The organism is Rhizobium sullae (genome assembly GCF_900169785.1).
Classification (GTDB): Bacteria; Pseudomonadota; Alphaproteobacteria; order Rhizobiales; family Rhizobiaceae; genus Rhizobium; species Rhizobium sullae.
Window position 1 is genome coordinate 1 of the sequence record NZ_FWER01000082.1, and the last position, 18,480, is coordinate 18,480.

The window sequence follows — 18,480 nt, forward strand, 5'->3', positions numbered from 1 at the left end:
TCTTGCCGTGGTCAACGTGGCCGATCGTGCCGATGTTAACGTGCGGCTTGTTGCGCTCAAACTTACTCTTTGCCATTTGAATGCTTCCTGTGAACGAAATGGGTGACCCCGGCGAACCGGTTTAGTGCCGCCGTTTAAGGCTTTCGGCGGGATTGCGCAAGACCTAATTGTGAACGCCATTCCAGGCCTGGAACCGCATATGGGAACGGATCGTCAATCGGCAATATCAGCCGGCAAAACCAGCATATTTCCGAACAGGGACACAGCCGCCCGTGCATATGATATTATGCGGTCTTGGCGTTGCTGAAGCGCGATTCCTAGGGGGAAAGAATGGAACCGGCAGAAATTGCAAAACGATCGGCTGGCAACTTTCTGATCTTTGTTGCCTGCGCATTCGTACTCTGGATAATGGCGGGCGCAATCGACTGGGTGGCCCAGATCGTGCATCTGTCGACGCCCGAGCGCCTTACGGCTGTCGCCACGTCCATCACCAGTTCGTCGACGCTGCAGGCGCTCGTCAGCATATGGCTTCTGACGGCTGCCCTTGCGATCGCATTTCCCAGGATACTGACGCCCCTGTCCACGACCACAACGCTTATGTTCGATGTCGGATACGGCATTCTCGGAGCGCTGACGGGCTTCGGCCTGGCGATCGGCCTTTTCGGCGGAGGCTGGACGATCTTCGTTCGCGCGCTCATCTACAGCGCCGTCATCGCGATCGGCTTCTTCGTCTTCCGCAAATGGCTTTCCGTGGCGGAACTCCGCTCCTACGGGCAGGCAAGGTGGATCATCGCAGCGATCGTCGCTCTCGCCTCGCCCTTCGTCCTTTTATGGGGCTGACTGGACCAGAGATGAAAACCGCGTCAGGTGGCGAAGTTGCATGGCTTACCTTGGCTTAGCTCCAAGTCCTAATTCGGAATCTTGTTATAAAAAGAGTCCGGATCATAGACGCAGGCGTAATCGAGGATGCAGAGCCTTCCTCCGGCATCCCGCAAACTGGTCGTCGAGCGCTTGTCACCCAGCCTGCAGCTGGCCGGCGGGTAACGGAAGCTGCGGCCTCCGATGCCGATTCGCACGAATACCGCTTTGTTTTGCCGGATGATCTGCGCAAGCGCGCTACAGCTGTGATCGCGGGCTTTGACTTCAACTGTCTGGGCAGCAAAGGCTGCCGAGGGAAGCAAGAATACGGCGGCTAATATCAGGTTTCGCATAGGACCTCTCATGAGGCCATGTTAAGCAGCAGTGCCCACGGCATTCAAACGGAAATTTCACGCCTTTGAAGGCGTGCGGCCAACGCGCTGGTCGGACGCAATGTTTAAATCTCTGAGAGCTGGAGCGGGTAGCGGGAATCGAACCCGCGTATTCAGCTTGGAAGGCTGCTGCTCTACCATTGAGCTATACCCGCGGGGTGGTCCGATCCAAGTGACGAATGGTGGAGAGAGTTGGATTTGAACCAACGTAGGCTGAGCCAACGGATTTACAGTCCGTCCCCTTTAACCACTCGGGCATCTCTCCAGTTTTTCGTCTGGATCGTAAGAACCAAGCTCGAAGACCCAGGAGCGTTGCCGCCCCTCGATCTGCGCCGCGTATATGACCGGAGCATTTGCCCATGTCAACATGAAGACAATAGAAAAAACACGAAAAACTTCATCGCCTGTTGAAAGCCGCCGCCGGCAAAGAAACCCTATGCGCGGTGAAGTGCTCCCGTTATAAAGCCGCATGAGCAAAGACAATAAATCCGGCGGCAAGCCCGCAACCGACAAGTCCCCCAAGGACACGCATTACGCCACTCTGCGGCGCGCCCATCGCGATGCCAAGCGCGAGCGCGGCGAAATCCCGACGCCGCATCCGCAGAAGCGCAAACGCGGCGGCGACGACTGGAAGCCGCCGGCACTCGCGGCCGACCAGGTCCATCTCTACGGCCTACACACCGTGCGCGCAGCACTTGAAAACCCCGAGCGGAAAAACGTCAGGCTGAGCGTGACGCAGAATGCGCTTGCACGCCTCGAAATCGACGCCGAACGGCTCGGCATTCCCGTCGAGATCGTCTCACCGCAGGATATCGACAAGGTGCTCGGCCCCGAGGCGATCCACCAGGGCGTGATGCTGGAAACCCGCCCCCTGCCCGTCCGGCGCCTAGAGGCGCTGAAGAACAGCCCGTTGCTCCTCGTGCTCGACCAGGTCACCGATCCGCACAATGTCGGCGCCATCATGCGCTCAGCCGTCGCCTTCAATGCCGGCGCCGTCATCACCACGCAGAGACATAGTCCGACTGAATCGGGCGTGCTCGCAAAATCGGCTTCCGGCGCGCTCGAGCTCATTCCTTATATACAGATCACCAATCTTGCCGACGCGCTCGGTGAATTGCACCGGCTCGGCTTCTTCTCGATCGGCCTCGATTCGGAAGGGCCAGCGCCGATCGAGGGCACGTTCTCAGGCGAAAAGGTTGCGCTCGTTCTCGGCTCCGAAGGCAAGGGCCTCAGGCAGAAGACGCGGGAGACCGTCAGCGCGCTAGCGCGGCTCGACATGCCAGGCGCGATCAAATCGCTCAACGTCTCGAATGCGGCTGCGATCGCGATGTATGCCGCCCGGCTTCACCTGAAGAAATAAGCAGGCGTCTCAAAATGAACGAATGGCGGCCCTAAGAGCCGCTTGAGCGCAGCAGCAAAGAGAGCAACAGCAAGAGAGAAGGAAAATATCCGGCATGGCAATCCGGCCCCTCCTGTTCGGCATCCTGTTCATCGCGGTCTTCGTCGCCATCGTTCTCAGTATAATATGGGTCGATCCCACCCAGCCGACGCGCCAGCCGGATCCCCTGGCGCCGACAACGCCGGCACCCACACCGACACCGCCTGCGCAATAGCCGCCGGGAATCGCACGCGGCGGCATCGCGTTTGCTGATCGACGTCCGCACCGGCGGCCCACTCCCGGTATCCCGATGATGCCGCCTTTTTGAGTGCCGGTCAGACGAAGCCCAGCGGACGATCACAGGTCGATGCGGAATTGCAGGTAATGGTGCGGTCGGTGGTGATGACGCCAATAATGGCGTTCCCTCCACCGCCGTTCGGCGCGCCAGGGCCGGTAGTAATAGCTGCGCTCATAGGCATACGGATCGTGGCGCCAGTAACGACGTTCATGCCGCCACGAATGACGCCAATGGCGGTGATGATCCCGGTAATGCACCTTCACGACGTCGCTCTTTTCGACGGAAGCAACCGGTGCATAGACGGGAGCGGCAACCACGGGCTCACCGGCAACGGCGGCCGAGCCGACCGAGAGAAGCGCTGCAACAGCAAAATGGACAATTCTCATGGCTCACCTCCTTGATGACTGTGAGCGAAATCTGCTCCTCCTGCCCTGAACTTCTCCTGAATCGGTACTTCAGCTTTTGTTCATGAAATGGAGAGCGATTGGGTTATGATCGATCACGAAATCGCGCCCGGGCTGGATTTTCCCTTTACACCCGGGAAGAATCTGCTAGTTGGCACGCATTGCCCTTGTAGCTCAGTTGGTAGAGCACCTGATTTGTAATCAGGGGGTCGCGGGTTCGAACCCTGCCGGGGGCACCATAATCCTCAATAAAATCAATATACTAAAGAAAACGTCATGTTAGCCGGCTACATCGATTTGCAAATTTTGGCGCATTTTTGGCGCGGCCCGAATCGCAAACGCAGCCACTGCCGGTCGTCAAATCCGCTTTTCGCTTCGTTTGATGATCGCGGTCAGACCGATCAGGCCTTCTCTCGGTCGCCGCCCCACTTCACCATCGGATCGATGCCCTGCTTCTTCCAGTCATCGACCACGTGCCGGAGAAGGTCACAGGAGCCGTCAATGGAGAAGTCGAACGACGGATCGAACTCCGGCTCCCTGACGGCTTCCCACAGATAGCCGCCGAGAGCGTCCGCTGCGGTGGCCCGCGCTTTTGCGCGGGAGGCGTCGCCGTTCGTGAAGTCGAAGTCCCTTACCAGCAACACGATTTGGTAGATTAGGGAGCCAGCGTCGATATATGGGATGAACCGGAGATAGTCCAGATCGAGCTTTACCCTCGCCGACCTGTTCTCGGAGAAATTGTTCCGCTTCAGCATCCCGTCGAAGCTCATCATCACTTGCATGGTGCCGACCTTGCAGGCGTTGTACCAGACTTGATATCGCCGACCGAACTCCGGCCCTTCGAAACCTCGAATGTTCGTGTCGTTCAGCTCTTCAATGGCCCAAGGGTCCGTGAGTTGCATATTCAGGAGGGCGGCGAACCAGCGGAAATCGTCGAACAGGATTTCGTGCGCTGGAGTGATCCATGATGCAATCGCGCGGCCCGCCGCGAGAGATGCCGGCTGTTTATGCTCCGGCTTGTGACGTTCGCCCCCTAAGGCCGCGATGATGCCGCTGTATTCCTTGCGGACCACTCGCTCCTCAAGCGCCTGTAGCCTGCTTTCCTATCCAGAGAAGCACGACAGTCAGGACACCCAGCCCGATGACGTAATCGGGAATGTTGAATTGCTTCTGGACGGCGACGACGACTGCTGCAATGGCGAAAGCAGCCCACATTCCAATGCGCTTGATCATCCGCCTCCCCTCTCGACTAGCGAAAAATAGCGGTGGCCAGTGCGCGCTGAATGCCGCGAACATCCGTGCCCTTCTTAAGGGTTTTTTGGATGGGATCGGATGTTCCGGAGACCCAAATCTTGAGTTCCGATTCCAGGTCGAACGTGCCCGCAGTTTCTACCGAAAAACGGGTTATCGCCTTATAGGGCACTGACATGTAGTCGACTTTGCTACCGGTGATCCCCTGAATGTCCACCAGAATGAGGCGCCACTGCGTGAAGACAAAGAAATCGCGGATAATCTTGAACGCCAGTTGGGGCTCCTCGCCTTCGATCAAGACGCCATTCAAACGCTTGTTGAGCTCGGTCGGATCGACCTTTGAACCATGACCAAGAAACCCGTCAAACAATCCCATGTCGTACACCCCCATCGCTTCTGAAAATATCTCCTATCGATACCGTTTCTCTGTCTCTATCACCAACCATTCCTCTCGGTTTCCGTTGACTCCTGTATTCGGGGCGCAGCAACTGGGGATTACATTGATGTGGGAAAAATATACGGACAAGTACAAAGCTTATAAGCTGGTGGCGCTTCCTATTGCGGCGTTTGGGACTACCGCGTCGATTATGTCAGTTGCATTTTATGGCGACGTCTCTATCAGCGCAAAACACCTCGCCTTTGGGTGCGCAATGGCCGGCGATCGTCTCATTCTTGGAGTTGGTCGCCGATGCAAGGCAAAAAGAGCGACGTGCAGCGGAACAACTCGCCAGTGATCAGCGGATCGAGCAATTGGAAGTGCGCATCCGCATGCTGGAACAAGGGACAGCCGCCGCAGCCTAATTCCTTGTTTTCCGAAGTCTCCAAACGAGAAACCCGTTTATCGCTACGAATGACGCTAGTAGCTTCTTCATTTTCTGTTCTCTTTTTGGCGAGGCTAGATTGCCGCACACTCCAGTTTCGCCTCATCGTTAAATACGCAAGCGGCGCGGATGAAACTCCCTCGATTCCGTCGCTCCGGCGGGTAAAATGCGGCGCAGAAAAGTCATCGGAGCCGACGAACGGTCCGAGAAAACTCTCGCGGGGGTCGGCGAGCGACCGCTGTCAGCACAATTCCGATTCCGAGATCGGCGGACGTGCTTTGGCTTCAGCTTGCCCCCAAAAAAATACAAGAAACCATCCCACTCCCCGTGCCCGCGGGAGATTGCGTCGGCTTGCAAGCGGCCGCACCGCCTACAGTTTCCAGTAGTAGACGGCGAATCGTCTTTGGCCTATCGATGGGGCATGCGATCGTCCCTGGAACATCTGCCGGAAGAAAAGCAGCGCGAGCTTGCCCGCGTCGTTGCGATCATCCATGAGGAGTTCGCCGATGCGCTGTCAGGCACGTCGGCCGCCTTCAAGAAGCGCGGCCGGATCTTAAAGATTCTGCTTTTTGGTTCGTATTGCCGCGGCACTTGGGTCGACGAGCCGCACACGATGAAGGGTTACCGCTCCGACTACGACATCCTCGTCATCGTCAATTCCAAACAGCTGGCGGAACCGCTGTATTGGGACAAAACCACCGACCGGCTGCTGTGGGATAAAGGCGTGAAGACGCCGGTCGGGCTGATCGTCCATGGTGCCAGGGAGGTGAACAACTTTCTGGCCGACGGCCAGTATTTCTTCGTCGACATCCTGCGTGAGGGCATCGTGCTTTACGAGCTCGACGACCGGCCGCTGGCCGAACCGAGAAAACTCTCCGCTCTCGATTCCTATAGGGTGGCGAAGGAGCATTTCGCGAACAAGTTTCCCTCAGCATTGAGCTTTCTGGATACCACTCAGTATCTGCTTGGGAAAGACCAACTCAGCCACGCGGCATTCGAACTACACCAGTCCGTCGAGTCGGCGTACTCCGCTTTGCTTCTCACCCTGACCAATTACAGCCCGCCATCACACAACCTGAAATTCCTGCGCGGGCTGGCTGAAGATCAGGACCGCCGGCTGATCGACGCATGGCCGCGCGACCAGCACCGCTATACCGCCTGGTACAACATTCTCAACGAAGCCTATGTCAAGGCGCGATACTCGAAGCACTTCGAGATCACCGAAGAGGCGCTTGGCTGGCTGCTTGAGCGGACAGAACACTTGCATCAGATTGTCGCGGCGATTTGTAAGGAGCGTCTTTCCGAACTGGAGCGGGCAAGCGCCGCCAACTGACGGCCAAAATCTGCGCACCACACTCGAAATGCGGCATGGCTGTTAGGAGCGAATTCCACCCTCTCCGCCTTCTGGTACACGTCGGGGTGCCGCCGAGCTCCCGCGTGATCGTCTCGGCTCAATGTCTTCGATGAATCGGCCGGCCGGATCGTTAAACTTTGCCTTCGACGGTTCACCGATGACACGACCGGGACCGCACTTCAATCTTGATGTATTCGCCTGTCGATTTGTTTAGCCGTTGTACGAATTCGATCCGGCACACTTCCGTCACGGTTACAGCGTTGGCGAATTGCATTACATTCTCCGATCGAGTGAGTGTCAGCGAGGCTTGTCATGCCCGACCAGACAAAATGCCCAAAATGCGGGAGCGCCGACTGTTTGCAATATGTCGATCGGCTGATGCTCGATTCGGTTGTCAAACATGCGGGCAGTCACTTTTTCGTCCCTCCCGATCCTGTCGGCGCCTATGTTCGTTGGCAATGCTCAGCGTGCGGCGGGAACGGAAGTGGGAAAGTGACATGGGTAGGCCCAGGAAGCGTTGAGATTTTCCATTGGAAGATGAAGGAGTCGTAACGGCTCCCGGATCATCGAAAGCCAGCGAGCGCATCGGACCGCCGCTTCGTCGGGCGTGCTGCCTTGAATTCAGCAGCATCATCACGCCATAGCGCAAGGCCGACATCAGATCGTCTCTCAGCTTCACGACCACACCTTCTTTCCGATGGTACAGAGAACACATTGAAGGTAAGCGATGAAACAACCCCATCTAGCGACGGCTAAGCCGAGGGTCTATTCGTGCCAGACGGGGTCAATGCACCGCTTACGATTGGCAAGAGAGCCTATGAATTGGCAAACGTGCTGCGCGGGATCGCAGGCCTACAGCCACCAGATTTCGGAACCGTTCTGCAGCCGCTATTTAAAGTAATCTCGAACAGGCCATTCGCGTCATTCGAAGATCGCCCGTTTCGTCAACAGCTCTTTCTCTTTGAAGCGGCCAGTAGATTTGTCGATCCTCACGTAGAGCTTGCGCCCGGACCCCCGGACGCTCCCGATCGCATCGTCCGCCGAGAACAGGCTTCCAGCCCACTTCTCAATTGCTGCCGTCGTTCGACCGCGACTTCCGGGCCTCGTTGTTGGTTGATGACGCCGTCTTCCCGTCGGGCTGCTGGCCGAAATAGGTGCCGCCTAGATGGCCGCCGGCGCTGGTATTTTCGACCTGGCGTTCGGCCCGCTTCACTAGTTTTTTGACGTCTGTCTTGCTCATTTTGTCGCTCCATTGGATGGTGGTGACAGGGGAACAACGACACGCGGCCAAGAGAGTTCCGCCTTTGCGGGGAGCCCGGCGCAACCGCGCGCGGTATTGCTTTTGCATGGCTGTTTCCTTGACAAATCCACCAGGCGCACTTGAAAGTATCCCGCTCGTGCGCGCTTTGACAATTATGGATTGCGATATCGAATGCCCAAGAAGCCGAAACTCGAACATTCGGAACTCGCCGGCGAATTCACAGAGGACGACGTTACCGTACTCGTCGACATCTTCCGGACGGCCGGTTCCAATGAGGACTGGTCGATGGAGGTCGTGACGCAGGATGAGGACCTGATCCGCTGGGACGAGCCTTTTGCGACCGATCGCGAGGCGTTCGACGAATTCCTGGCGACAGTTGCGCGCGACGGCATTCGGTCGTTCCTGGACGACAGTGAGCCATCCGTGCACTGACCCCGGCGCACGTGTTATTCCGCCGCTTGACCAACGCGTTCGCGCTCATGCTAAAATATGGTATGGTCGCCGCGGGAGAGAGGTGATGCGACGGTATAATCTCCGGCATGAAGCCGATGATCGCTGGCTTGTTGTTGATGGAATGACAATGCAGCCGGCCGCTTTGGACGGTATCCCGATCTGCGGCATGCAGTGGGCGGAAGCCTGCGATATGGTCGATCTCATGAATACACTCGACAGCATCGAACGGGCGTCGGATCGCTACGCGACGTCCTCGCGCCGGAGCGCCTGACGGCCTTTTTTGCGTTTCCTGAAAATCTGCAGTCGAAGATTGATCCTGCCTGTCGGCAACCGGTCGGCCCTGCTTCTTCGAAATTGGGTAGATCCTATGAGGGAGGGTGGATAGCAATCAGCGCTGTGGCAAAATGAGGGTCGCTTAACCACAAACATCCTACCTTGGAGGCAAGCATGCCCGTTGCAGCTCACCGATCCGAAGCGCCGACCACTATCCACCCTCCACCCTCCCTCAGATCTACATTATTACGTGCTTTTGCCGGGGCGGAACAAATTCGCCCTCCACCGGTTCGAATCATCAAAGGAGGATCAAAGCATGATTGCAGATTATCTTTGGCTCTTCGCTATCGCCGGCGGCGCGTTCCTTCTCGGCTGCGCGATCGCCTATGGCATGCTCACAAACCGCAAACTCTCGCACAGTGAGCAGGACGCGCAGGACCGCAAGGTGCGGAAACTCTACGAGAAACCGCCGCACGAGGCATCGCGATGAACCGCCGGTTCGCTTGGGCCGTCGCCGTTGCTCTGGCGCTTGCCGCAGTCCTCGCCGCCGAGAGCGCCGGCTATTTCCAGCCGACCGAAACGCCCGGCCGGCCCTCGCCTCACGCGATCGATCAGTCACAGTAGGAGGTCGAGATGGCTGCTCAGGACAAGAGATTTGATTCGGGCACCGATGATGCGCGCTGCTCGGACTCTGCGGCCGCTGCGCAGCGCCGCGAGGAGGCCAAATCGCGGGCCGCGCGCGGGCTGGCATCCGGCATGGGCCATCTGCACGAAGGCTCGCTGGACATCAAGCCCGAGGACGTCAATCGAGCGCGGGACCACCGCGCAGGGGAAATCGAGCCCGATGAACGCGCGAAACAGTCCGCCCTGAAGGAACAGGCGCGCCTGCACGGCGACGCCTACATCGTCGAATCCGACCTGGAAGACCAGGATCAGCGCGAAGCAGCGCCGGGCACCAGAGAACAGAAATAGCGGTCTCCATCGTCTCTCCGGCGGCGCGCGCAGCGCAGGCGGAGCTATTTGCTTGCGCGCAAAAAACCTTGTCGCAGAAGCCCTTTATCCTTTAGCTAGGCGAAGATCATAAAGGGCATCGCATGGGCCGTTCATTTCAGACACTTTGTTTCCTCGCTTCATCGGCAACGGAGGCGCTTGCTGCGCGAGAAGAGTTGATTCGCCTTTATGGGGATGTCCCCGCCGAGGAAGCCGATGTCATCGTGGCGCTCGGAGGCGACGGCTTCATGCTGCAGACGCTGCACGGCACGATGAATTCCGGCAAGCTCGTCTATGGCATGAACCGCGGCTCCGTCGGTTTCTTGATGAATGACTACCGCACCAAGAAACTGCACGACCGCATCTGCTCGGCCGTCGAAAATGCCTTCCATCCGCTGCAGATGACGACGGCCAATGCGGACGGCACCAATTCCACCGCGCTCGCCATCAACGAGGTTTCGCTCTTCCGCCAGTCCTATCAGGCCGCCAAGCTGCGCGTCGAGGTCGACGGGCATGTGCGCCTCGCGGAACTGATTTGCGACGGCCTGATGGTGGCAACGCCCGCAGGCTCCACCGCCTACAATCTTTCGGCCCACGGCCCAATTCTGCCGCTCGAAGCGCCGCTGCTTGCCATGACGCCAGTCAGCGCCTTCCGTCCGCGGCGCTGGCGCGGCGCGCTGCTGCCGAACAAGGTGACGGTCGACATCCATATTCTCGAGGCCGAAAAACGCCCGGTGAATGCGGTTGCCGACAACGCCGAGGTGAAGTCCGTGCTGCATATCCGCATCGGCCAGTCGGAGCACATGACGGCGCGGATCCTTTCCGATCCGGACCGCTCCTGGTCGGATCGCATCCTTGCCGAACAATTCGAGGATTGAGGCCATGCAGCTTCGAACCGCTCTCCTCGCCGCAATGCTCGTCACCGGCCCGGCAGACCTTGCGAAGGCCGCTTCGCCGGCCAACACCATCCTTCCGCCCGCTGTGATCTTCGCAACCAGCACCGGCTATTGGGAAGAAAGCCGCGCGGATATTGCCATCGAACGTGCACCCGGCGGCGGCGATCCAGGGAAGGCGGAACCTCAGCCGCGCCGCGGCTATTACAAGCTCTTTGCCGTCCGCCAGCCGGACAGGACCTCGAAAATCTATCTGCAGCAGATCGCGCAGGCCGAGAGCGGCCCGGAGATCGTCTCCAGCGTCGAGCTGCACGAGTTCACGCGGCTGAAGCCCTATGTCACCGACATCCGTCCGGAAGGTTCCACGGGCATGGCTCAGCAGCCTGGCCTCTTCGCCACCGTCTACCTGAAGACTGATCCGAACGCCGAAGCCGAGGGCTGGACCGTGCTGATCGACGAACTCGGCGAGATCAAGATCGAGAAGTCGACGAACTAGATTAGACACCTGAATCTAAAGTTCGCGGCATAAGACTTGCTGCGTTCGCCGGCAGAACCGTTTTACGGAAGCGAGGATTTCGTCTGCGGATTTGACTCATTTGTAGGGTTTCGGGTTTTCGTTGTAGGCCTCGATGAAGGCGGCAATGTCGGCCTCCAGTTCGGTGGCATGATGCACGTCCGGCCCTCCGGAAACAGCTGCGTGGATGCGCTTGGGAAAGTCGAAGAACTCGGTCGCACGACAGCGTTTGTAGCATTTTCCGATGACTGCGCCCGTCGCGATGTCCAGCGCGGCCACAACCGCTCGTTTCAATGATACGAATTACGACTCCAGAAGACTAGTTCTTTGAGCTAATTGCTTGAGCCGGCGGGCCTGCCCGCACAAACCTCCCGGACGCATTCGCGCAGCCAGCGATGTGCCGGGTCGGCGTCCATCCGCGGGTGCCACAACAGCGAGATCGTCGTATCTGGCGGCGAAACCGGCATGGGGAAAGAGAACATCCCGTCGCGCAGGTTCCCGGTATAGCGTTCGGGGACGCTGGCGATCAGATCCGAGGCACGCGCCAGAGCCAGAGCTTCCGAAAAGCCGCCAACGACCGTCACGATCTTCCGTCTCAAGCCGAACGGCTCAAGCGCGTCATCGATGGGTCCCCTGTCGAGCCCGCGCCGCGAGATGAGGATATGCCGGCCGGCAGCGTAGCGGGCGGCCGTGATCGCAGCCTCGCACAACGGATGCCCTATCCGGACGACGCCGACGAAACGGTCGCGGAACAGCGCTTGTGCCTGCACCTCCGGCCCCATGGCCTTTCCGACGACGCCGGTTTCCAGGTCGACACTGCCGTCGCGCAGCGGCGCGCTGTCCCTGTCCGGCTTCGGGACGAAGCGCAACTGCACGCCGGGCGCCTGTTCGCCGGCGAGCGCAATGAGCTCCGGCCCGAAATTCTCGACGAAGCCATCCTGGTTTCTGAGCGTGAATGTTCGCACAAGCCGTGACAGGTCGAGCGTTTCGGCAGGCCGCAGAACGGCTCCGGCGTCCCGCACGAGCTGGCCGACGCGCTCGCGAAGCTCGAGCGCCCGCGGCGTCGGAACAAGGCCGCGCCCGGCCCGCACGAGCAGCGGGTCGCCGGTCGCCTCCCGCAACCGCGCCAATGCGCGGCTCATCGCCGACGGGCTCAGCCACAGCCTTCTGGCGGCGCGGGCGACACTGCCCTCCGTCAGAAGCACATCAAGGGCGACCAGCAGATTGAGATCGGGATGCGACATGGGAGCGACCATAGCACGGCCGGCGCAATATGACATGGCGCCAGGCGCACGAATGCAATGCATATGATGCGCCTTCCGCCCTGTCTACCCGCGAGCTATCTCTGCCCAAACGCAATCTTGGAGTAGCTCTTCATGACATCGGTCCGCTCTGCCCGCGCCGCCTTCCCTGACGCCACTGACAAAGGCATACCCTCCGCAGCCTCGGTTCGATGGGCGCTTGCCGGCCTTTGCCTGTCGATGCTGCTGTCTTCGCTCGGCACCAGCATCGCTAATGTCGCCTTGCCGGCATTGGCTCAGATGTTCGCCGCACCATTCCAGCAAGTCCAATGGGTCGTCATTGCCTATCTCCTGACGATCACGATCCTGATCGTCGGCGTCGGGCGGCTTGGCGACATCGCTGGACGCCGGCGGGTGCTCCTGGCGGGGCTGATGGTGTTTACCGCCGCCTCGGCGCTCTGCGGCCTTGCTCCCACGCTCTGGTGGCTGATTGCCGCGCGGGCCGCGCAGGGCCTCGGCGCCGCCGTCCTGATGGCGCTTACCATGGCCTTCGTCGGCGAGACGGTCCCCCGGGAGAGAACCGGCAGCGCCATCGGGCTGCTCGGCACGATGTCGGCAATCGGCACCGCGCTCGGTCCGTCGCTTGGCGGCGTTTTGATCGCCTGGCTTGGCTGGCGTGCGGTCTTTCTCGTCAACATCCCGCTCGGTCTGCTGGCCTTCTTTCTTGCCCACCGTTTCCTGCCCGTCGACCGCGAAACACCAAGAACGGGCCGCCCCGGCTTCGACGCTCTCGGCACGCTACTGCTTGCAGGCACGCTCGCCGCCTATGCGCTCGCCATGACGATGGGGCGCGGCCATTTCGGCGCTTTGAATGCGGCGCTCCTGATCGCCGCCCTCGCCGGCGCCGTGCTCTTTGTTTTCACCGAGGCGAAGGTGGCATCGCCTTTGATTCGGTTGGCGGCATTCTGCAATGCGGCGTTCAGCGCCGGCCTGGCTGCGAACGCGCTCGTTTCGACGGTGATGATGGCGACGTTGGTGGTGAGCCCGTTTTACCTTTCCCGTGCGCTGGGGCTTGACGCGGCTCTTGTCGGACTCGTCATGTCGATTGGCCCGATCGTCTCCGCGCTGAGCGGCGCTCCGGCTGGCCGTCTTGTCGACCGTCTGGGTGCGCCGTTCGTGGTCATCGCCGGACTGATCGGAATGGCTCTCGGTGCAGTTGCCCTATCCGTGCTTCCGGCGATATTCGGCGTTTCCGGCTATATTGGCGCCATCGTCGTCCTGACTCCGGGCTATCAGCTGTTTCAGACCGCTAACAACACCGCCGCCATGATGGATGTGCCCGCCGATCGGCGCGGCGTCGTCTCCGGTCTGCTCAGCCTGTCGCGCAATCTCGGGCTCATCACCGGCGCTTCCGTCATGGGCGCCGTGTTCGCCTTTGCCGCGATGACGGCCGACATCACAACTGCGCGTCCCGAAGCCGTCGCCAGCGGCATGCAGGTCACCTTCGCCGTCGCGGCAGCTCTGACCGCCGTCGCGATCATCATCGTCGCCGGCGGCCGCGCCCTTGCAATGCGTCCTTCGCCCCGCGGAGACGGGCCGGTCTAACACAGCCTGAACTCCGCTTGCTTCTGTTTCGGCCAGGCCGCTAGATGCTTGCCTGTACGCTGTGGAGGTTGGCATAGACGCCTTCCTGCGCCATGAGGTCGCTATGGGTCCCCTGCTCGATGATGCCATCGCCTGTGAGCACCAGGATGCGGTCGGCATGGCGGACGGTGGAGAGGCGGTGGGCGATCACCAGAGTGGTGCGGCCGCTCGCCAGACTGAGCAGCGCCTTTTGAACCGCCCGTTCGCTCTCGTTGTCGAGCGCGCTGGTCGCCTCGTCGAATATCAGGATCGCCGGATCCTTGAGGAAGGCGCGGGCGATCGTGAGGCGCTGCCGCTGGCCGCCCGAGAGCTTGACGCCGCGCTGCCCGATATCGGTGTCGTAGCCCCCCGGCAGAGCCATGATGAAGTCGTGCGCGTTGGCGGCACGGGCGGCTGCCTCCACCTCGGCATCTGTGGCGCCCGGCCGGCCGTAACGGAGATTTTCCGCCACGGTGCCGGCGAAGAGATAGACATCCTGCTGCACCACCCCGACATGGCGCCGGAGCGACGCCAGCGTCACGTCGCGAATGTCGATGCCGTCGATGCGGATCGCCCCGGCCTGCACATCGTAGAAGCGCGGGATGAGTGCGCACAACGTGCTCTTGCCGACCCCTGAAGGGCCAACCAGGGCCACGAACTCGCCCGGTGCGATGGTGAGCGACAACCGCTCGAGCACCTTTGGGCCATCAGCCTCATAGCCGAAGGCGACATCGGAGAAACTGATCTCGCCCCTCGGGACCGGCATGGGACGCGCGGACGGACGGTCGGTGACGTCCGGTGCGATCTCCAGGACCTCCATGGCCCGGACGAAGCCAGTATAGCCCTCCTGCCAGAGGCGCACGAAATTCGCGAGCCGCTGCACGGGATCGACCAGCACCGCCACGCAGAGCAGGAAGGTAAGCATTTCTGCGACGCTCAGCTCCGCCGTCAGGATGCGCAGCCCGCCGATGACAATGACGAGTATGGTGATGAGCTGCGCGAAGGTTTCTGTGCCCACCGAAAACCAGGCTTCGCTGCGGTAGCCGTCGGCGCGGCCCTCCAGGAAGCGCCGGTTCAGCTTGGCGAAGCGTTGCTGCTCCAGCGCCTCGTTGGCGAAGGACTGGACAACGCGAATACCCGCCAGGGCGTCCTCCACGCGCTCGTTGACGGCGGCGATCTGCCGCTTGCTGGCCTCGAGTGCGCGGTTCATGCGCCGGTTGAAATGCAGCGCATAAGCCACCGCCACCGGCGTGAGCAGCAGGATGAGGCTCGCCAGAGGAGGATCGATGAAAAACAGCACCACCATCGCACCACCATACTTGAGCACGGCGATGGAGATGTCTTCCGGGCCGTGGTGGAAGAGCTCGCCCAACCACAGGGAATCATTCGTGATGCGGCTCATCAGCTGGCCTGTGCGTTGACGGTCGTAGAAGCTGAACGAGAGCTTTTGGCAGTGTTCGAAGAGCTCCTGCCGGACGGCCGCCTCGATCCGAGCGCCCATCACGTGCCCCTGATAGTCGACGAAGAAGATGGCGGCGATTTGGACCGCCAGGATGGCAAGCATGAAGCCGCCGAAGGCAAGAATCTGCCCGTAGGCCTCCGGCGCGTTGGGCAGAGCCAGAAGGTGGCTTGTCACGAAGTTGGCGCAAAGCGGCAACGCCACCGCCGTGCCGGCGACGAGAATCGCGCAAAGCAGGTCCGCCAGCAGCAAAGGCAGGTGCGGACGATAGTAGGAGAGGAATTTGCGTATGCGCGAACGGCGCCGGGTGCCGTCGGCGGTGCCTGGATAATCGCGGAAGAATTTCAGGAAGCGGTTATGGCGCGGCGGGCTTTTCCTCGCGCGGGGGAACAGAGTGTGCATGAAGCGGAATGTCCTTGTGGGCGATGTTTCCTTTCTGGTTGGACAGGTTCGCTTTCATGTCAGTCTCCCCGGGATCGGACAAATTGAAGGCTCAAGCATCGCGGACAACCGCGACCGATTCAAGACCACCGCGGAAAGAGATCGCCCAGTGTTGTCGACATGCAACAGCAGGATGCGCTGCGGTGGCCAGCATGTGATTTGTCGGATGCCACTACCAATTGGTCACAACTGACTTTCAATTGGTCACCACGGAGCGACGAACCGATGAAATTTCATTCAGCAACTAAATGATATTCGGTGGCGCATATTGTCCGAGGTAGAGGCGCGAGGAGAACTGAAAGCAGTTGTCAAGTATTGTCCGCGGAGTGGGATGAGGACGAGCGTGTCTGGGTCGCAACGAGCAACGACGTGGAAGGACTGGCAGCACAATCCGAAGCGTTGGAATTGCTCGAGAAAAGCGCTCTCGCTGCAATTTCCGATCTGACCGAACTGAACGGAATTGCGTCCGATCTGCCTGAAATCCCGGTCCGCGACACCTAGAAGAACTCGTCCAGCACCAAGTAATAGGCGACCTTCGCGTCATCGATGCCGGAAAGCCCATAGCAATCGAGGAAATGTCGAACCCCCGCCTCCCCGAGGTTGTACCGTATGCTTCGCATTGCCAGCGCGATATCCTGATATCGATCCGCAACGCCCAGGCGGCCGCAATCGATATACCCGCTGAACCGCCCTTCATGCGTCATGAAATTCGGCAAGCAGGCATCGCCATGCGCAACGACGGCATCGGTGACGTCAGGCTGGCTGGCTTCCAGGTAGGCAAAAAGGCTCGCAACCGTTTCGCTTTGCCGCTCTTCGTCAAAATCATCCGCGTCTACGGCGCCCGCATCCATCCGCGCCCTGGCAAGCCTCAAGCGAGCCGTCAGCCCGTGGTCGAAAGGGCAGGTTTCCGGATTAAGTTCGTGCAACCGGCGCAAGGCGGCCACCAGGATCTCAATGCACCGCGCATCTGCCGTCGATTTGGACGAAGCCAGGTCGCTTCCCGGAAGCGCGTTCAGCAGCAGCCAGTTTCTGTCCTCATGGCTTTCCATAGCAACGACGCTGGGGCACGGCATTCCTTGTTTGGCCAGCCACAGCAGACGCTCCGCCTCCAACGGCAATTCCGCAAAAGGACCAGCCATTTCGCCTTTCAGGAAAAATCGCTTCTGGCCACCTTCGGCAAGCACGAACACGTCTGCGGATGAACATCCGAGATCGTCCTGTTTCCACTCGTACTGAGATAGCAGCGCCCGTAGATTGGGAGGTAAAGCAATGTTTTCCATCGGAAAATCATCTCGATAATCGTTTGCCGGGCCGGCTGCAAAATATTCTGGGCGCGGCAAGCCGCCTGCAACCACCTGCTGCAAGCGGCTATAAGCCAAATCGCCGGTCACACCGTCAATCGACGTCCTCCAGGACAGCGTCCGGTTTGCCGCTGATGCGGTGCGCAAGCGCTGCTTCCATGAACGCGTTGAGATCGCCGTCGAGCACGTCACCCGGTGCAGTGCTTGTGACGCCGGTGCGCAGGTCCTTTACCAGCTGGTAGGGCTGCAGCACGTAGGAGCGGATCTGGTGGCCCCAGCCGATCTCGGTCTTGGAGGCGGCTTCGGCGCTTGCCGCCTCTTCGCGCTTCTTCAGTTCCGCTTCATACATGCGGGCGCGCAGCATGTCCCAGGCCTTGGCGCGGTTCTTGTGCTGCGAGCGTTCCTGCTGGCACTGCACGACGATGCCCGTCGGGATATGCGTGATGCGCACGGCCGAGTCGGTCGTGTTGACGTGCTGACCGCCGGCCCCCGACGAGCGGTAGGTGTCAATGCGGCAGTCGCTTTCATTGATGTCGATCTGGATGGAGTCGTCGACGACCGGATAGATCCAGATCGACGAGAAGGACGTGTGTCGGCGCGCATTGCTGTCATAGGGCGAGATGCGTACGAGCCGGTGCACGCCCGATTCCGTCTTCAGCCAGCCATAGGCGTTGTGGCCCTTGATGAGCAGTGTGGCGGACTTGATACCCGCCTCTTCGCCGTCATGGACTTCGAGAAGCTCGACCTTGAAGCGTTGGCGTTCGGCCCAGCGGGTGTACATGCGAAGCAGCATGTTCGCCCAGTCCTGGCTCTCGGTGCCGCCGGCGCCGGAATGCACTTCGAGATAGGCGTCGTTGGCGTCGGCCTCGCCGGACAGCATGGCCTCCACCTGCCGGCGCGCCGCCTCGGCCTTCAGGCTCTTCAGCGCGTCCTCGGCCTCGTTGACGATGCTTTCATCGCCCTCTTCCTCACCCATCTCGATGAGTTCGACATTGTCGTTCAGCTGTTGTTCGAGCTGCTTCACGCCGTTGATGCCGTCATCAAGCTGCTGGCGCTCGCGCATCAGCTTCTGTGCTTCCTGGGCATCGTTCCAGAGGCTCGGGTCCTCTGCCTTGTTGTTCAGCCAGTCCAGCCGTCTTACCGCCTGGTCCCAGTCAAAGATGCCTCCTCAGCAGGGTGATAGCCTGCTTGGTTTCATCGACTACGTTTTCGATTTCCGCTCGCATTTTCCTGCTTCTTTGCGTTGTCTTGAGTTGGTCCGTCAAATAGTTGCGG

Annotated in this window: 24 protein-coding genes, 3 tRNA genes and 2 pseudogenes; 14 read left to right on the top strand and 15 right to left on the bottom strand. The window is 60.1% G+C overall.

Annotation, left to right across the window (positions count from 1 at the left end):
• A pseudogene (locus BN1800_RS42050) lies at positions 1-76 on the bottom strand (GTP-binding protein); the annotation flags it as partial.
• 254 nt (positions 77-330) lie between these two features.
• On the opposite strand from BN1800_RS42050, the gene BN1800_RS36410 reads away from it, so the two are divergent.
• Positions 331-840: a hypothetical protein gene (locus BN1800_RS36410; protein ID WP_087005352.1), complete on the top strand. Its 510-nt coding sequence runs from the start codon at positions 331-333 to the stop codon at positions 838-840.
• Between the two features lie 68 nt (positions 841-908).
• Here BN1800_RS36410 and BN1800_RS36415 read toward each other — a convergent pair whose 3' ends face one another.
• The 3 genes from BN1800_RS36415 to BN1800_RS36425 all read right to left on the bottom strand — a co-directional run bounded on the left by BN1800_RS36415 (position 909) and on the right by BN1800_RS36425 (position 1,515).
• A complete protein-coding gene (locus BN1800_RS36415; protein WP_087005354.1) occupies positions 909-1,211 on the bottom strand; it encodes a hypothetical protein in 303 nt (100 codons plus the stop codon).
• A gap of 120 nt (positions 1,212-1,331) precedes the next feature.
• A tRNA-Gly gene (locus BN1800_RS36420) sits at positions 1,332-1,405 on the bottom strand.
• A 25-nt stretch (positions 1,406-1,430) separates the two neighbouring features.
• A tRNA-Tyr gene (locus BN1800_RS36425) sits at positions 1,431-1,515 on the bottom strand.
• A gap of 204 nt (positions 1,516-1,719) precedes the next feature.
• Here BN1800_RS36425 and rlmB point away from each other — a divergent pair.
• Together rlmB and BN1800_RS41800 are read left to right on the top strand one after the other, a co-directional pair.
• Complete coding sequence (gene rlmB / locus BN1800_RS36430) at positions 1,720-2,610, top strand: 23S rRNA (guanosine(2251)-2'-O)-methyltransferase RlmB (RefSeq protein ID WP_087005357.1); 891 nt, start codon at positions 1,720-1,722, stop codon at positions 2,608-2,610.
• A 94-nt stretch (positions 2,611-2,704) separates the two neighbouring features.
• On the top strand, positions 2,705-2,863 hold the full coding sequence (locus tag BN1800_RS41800; protein WP_167333884.1) for a hypothetical protein: 159 nt from the start codon (positions 2,705-2,707) through the stop codon (positions 2,861-2,863).
• Between the two features lie 122 nt (positions 2,864-2,985).
• Here the strand turns inward: BN1800_RS41800 and BN1800_RS36435 are convergent, their stop codons facing one another.
• Positions 2,986-3,312, bottom strand: a complete 327-nt coding sequence (locus tag BN1800_RS36435; protein ID WP_087005360.1) for a hypothetical protein — start codon at positions 3,310-3,312, stop codon at positions 2,986-2,988.
• A gap of 181 nt (positions 3,313-3,493) precedes the next feature.
• On the opposite strand from BN1800_RS36435, the gene BN1800_RS36440 reads away from it, so the two are divergent.
• Positions 3,494-3,569, top strand: a tRNA-Thr gene (locus BN1800_RS36440).
• A 162-nt stretch (positions 3,570-3,731) separates the two neighbouring features.
• Here the strand turns inward: BN1800_RS36440 and BN1800_RS36445 are convergent.
• The 4 genes from BN1800_RS36445 to BN1800_RS40940 all read right to left on the bottom strand — a co-directional run bounded on the left by BN1800_RS36445 (position 3,732) and on the right by BN1800_RS40940 (position 5,490).
• Positions 3,732-4,403, bottom strand: coding sequence for a hypothetical protein (locus tag BN1800_RS36445; RefSeq protein WP_087005363.1), 672 nt, complete (start codon positions 4,401-4,403; stop codon positions 3,732-3,734).
• 7 nt (positions 4,404-4,410) lie between these two features.
• Positions 4,411-4,563, bottom strand: a complete 153-nt coding sequence (locus BN1800_RS41805) for a hypothetical protein (protein WP_156915219.1) — start codon at positions 4,561-4,563, stop codon at positions 4,411-4,413.
• Positions 4,564-4,579: 16 nt separating this feature from the next.
• Positions 4,580-4,957, bottom strand: coding sequence for a PH domain-containing protein (locus BN1800_RS36450; protein ID WP_087005366.1), 378 nt, complete (start codon positions 4,955-4,957; stop codon positions 4,580-4,582).
• Between the two features lie 290 nt (positions 4,958-5,247).
• On the bottom strand, positions 5,248-5,490 hold the full coding sequence (locus BN1800_RS40940; RefSeq protein ID WP_143534226.1) for a hypothetical protein: 243 nt from the start codon (positions 5,488-5,490) through the stop codon (positions 5,248-5,250).
• Between the two features lie 333 nt (positions 5,491-5,823).
• On the opposite strand from BN1800_RS40940, the gene BN1800_RS36455 reads away from it, so the two are divergent.
• Positions 5,824-6,735, top strand: a complete 912-nt coding sequence (locus tag BN1800_RS36455; RefSeq protein WP_087005369.1) for a nucleotidyltransferase and HEPN domain-containing protein — start codon at positions 5,824-5,826, stop codon at positions 6,733-6,735.
• Positions 6,736-7,822: 1,087 nt separating this feature from the next.
• Here the strand turns inward: BN1800_RS36455 and BN1800_RS41810 are convergent.
• Positions 7,823-7,996 (bottom strand): hypothetical protein, encoded by a 174-nt coding sequence (locus BN1800_RS41810; RefSeq protein WP_087005371.1) that lies wholly within the window; start codon positions 7,994-7,996, stop codon positions 7,823-7,825.
• Positions 7,997-8,188: 192 nt separating this feature from the next.
• Here BN1800_RS41810 and BN1800_RS36465 point away from each other — a divergent pair, with 192 nt between their 5' ends.
• From BN1800_RS36465 to BN1800_RS36490, 7 genes are all read left to right on the top strand, one after another.
• A complete protein-coding gene (locus tag BN1800_RS36465) occupies positions 8,189-8,449 on the top strand; it encodes a hypothetical protein (RefSeq protein WP_027508607.1) in 261 nt (86 codons plus the stop codon).
• Between the two features lie 85 nt (positions 8,450-8,534).
• Complete coding sequence (locus tag BN1800_RS36470; protein WP_027508606.1) at positions 8,535-8,741, top strand: hypothetical protein; 207 nt, start codon at positions 8,535-8,537, stop codon at positions 8,739-8,741.
• A gap of 318 nt (positions 8,742-9,059) precedes the next feature.
• Complete coding sequence (locus tag BN1800_RS41815) at positions 9,060-9,233, top strand: hypothetical protein (protein WP_087005374.1); 174 nt, start codon at positions 9,060-9,062, stop codon at positions 9,231-9,233.
• A complete protein-coding gene (locus BN1800_RS41820) occupies positions 9,230-9,367 on the top strand; it encodes a hypothetical protein (RefSeq protein ID WP_179213992.1) in 138 nt (45 codons plus the stop codon). The genes BN1800_RS41815 and BN1800_RS41820 overlap by 4 nt, the downstream gene beginning before the upstream one ends.
• 9 nt (positions 9,368-9,376) lie before the next feature.
• Positions 9,377-9,715, top strand: coding sequence for a hypothetical protein (locus BN1800_RS36480; RefSeq protein WP_087005377.1), 339 nt, complete (start codon positions 9,377-9,379; stop codon positions 9,713-9,715).
• A 122-nt stretch (positions 9,716-9,837) separates the two neighbouring features.
• The gene (locus BN1800_RS36485; protein ID WP_027508604.1) at positions 9,838-10,611 is read left to right on the top strand and encodes an NAD kinase; all 774 of its coding nucleotides are present in this window, start codon (positions 9,838-9,840) and stop codon (positions 10,609-10,611) included.
• A gap of 4 nt (positions 10,612-10,615) precedes the next feature.
• Positions 10,616-11,122, top strand: a complete 507-nt coding sequence (locus tag BN1800_RS36490; protein ID WP_087005380.1) for a hypothetical protein — start codon at positions 10,616-10,618, stop codon at positions 11,120-11,122.
• A 15-nt stretch (positions 11,123-11,137) separates the two neighbouring features.
• On the opposite strand, the pseudogene BN1800_RS36495 reads toward BN1800_RS36490, so the two are convergent.
• Together BN1800_RS36495 and BN1800_RS36500 are read right to left on the bottom strand one after the other, a co-directional pair.
• Positions 11,138-11,416 (bottom strand): annotated as a pseudogene (locus BN1800_RS36495) (IS630 family transposase); the annotation flags it as partial.
• 56 nt (positions 11,417-11,472) lie between these two features.
• Positions 11,473-12,384, bottom strand: a complete 912-nt coding sequence (locus tag BN1800_RS36500) for a LysR family transcriptional regulator (protein ID WP_087005392.1) — start codon at positions 12,382-12,384, stop codon at positions 11,473-11,475.
• 132 nt (positions 12,385-12,516) lie between these two features.
• Between BN1800_RS36500 and BN1800_RS36505 the strand changes: the two genes are divergently transcribed.
• On the top strand, positions 12,517-13,986 hold the full coding sequence (locus BN1800_RS36505) for an MFS transporter (RefSeq protein WP_087005383.1): 1,470 nt from the start codon (positions 12,517-12,519) through the stop codon (positions 13,984-13,986).
• Between the two features lie 40 nt (positions 13,987-14,026).
• Here the strand turns inward: BN1800_RS36505 and BN1800_RS36510 are convergent, their stop codons facing one another.
• Positions 14,027-15,865 carry an ABC transporter ATP-binding protein gene (locus tag BN1800_RS36510; RefSeq protein WP_087005386.1) on the bottom strand — a complete coding sequence of 613 codons (1,839 nt, stop codon included), beginning with the start codon at positions 15,863-15,865 and terminating at the stop codon, positions 14,027-14,029.
• A 354-nt stretch (positions 15,866-16,219) separates the two neighbouring features.
• Here BN1800_RS36510 and BN1800_RS36515 point away from each other — a divergent pair, with 354 nt between their 5' ends.
• Positions 16,220-16,405, top strand: a complete 186-nt coding sequence (locus tag BN1800_RS36515; RefSeq protein WP_087005389.1) for a DUF1902 domain-containing protein — start codon at positions 16,220-16,222, stop codon at positions 16,403-16,405.
• Here the strand turns inward: BN1800_RS36515 and BN1800_RS36520 are convergent.
• Both BN1800_RS36520 and prfB read right to left on the bottom strand, forming a co-directional pair.
• Positions 16,402-17,184, bottom strand: a complete 783-nt coding sequence (locus BN1800_RS36520) for an APH(3') family aminoglycoside O-phosphotransferase (RefSeq protein ID WP_087005395.1) — start codon at positions 17,182-17,184, stop codon at positions 16,402-16,404. The genes BN1800_RS36515 and BN1800_RS36520 overlap by 4 nt on opposite strands.
• A 115-nt stretch (positions 17,185-17,299) precedes the next feature.
• Positions 17,300-18,431 (bottom strand): peptide chain release factor 2 gene (gene prfB, locus BN1800_RS36525; RefSeq protein WP_100772280.1). Its coding sequence is split into 2 segments (ribosomal slippage): positions 17,300-18,361 and positions 18,363-18,431, totalling 1,131 coding nucleotides; the frame shifts between segments, so codons are not numbered across the junction.
• Between the last annotated feature and the right edge of the window lie 49 nt (positions 18,432-18,480).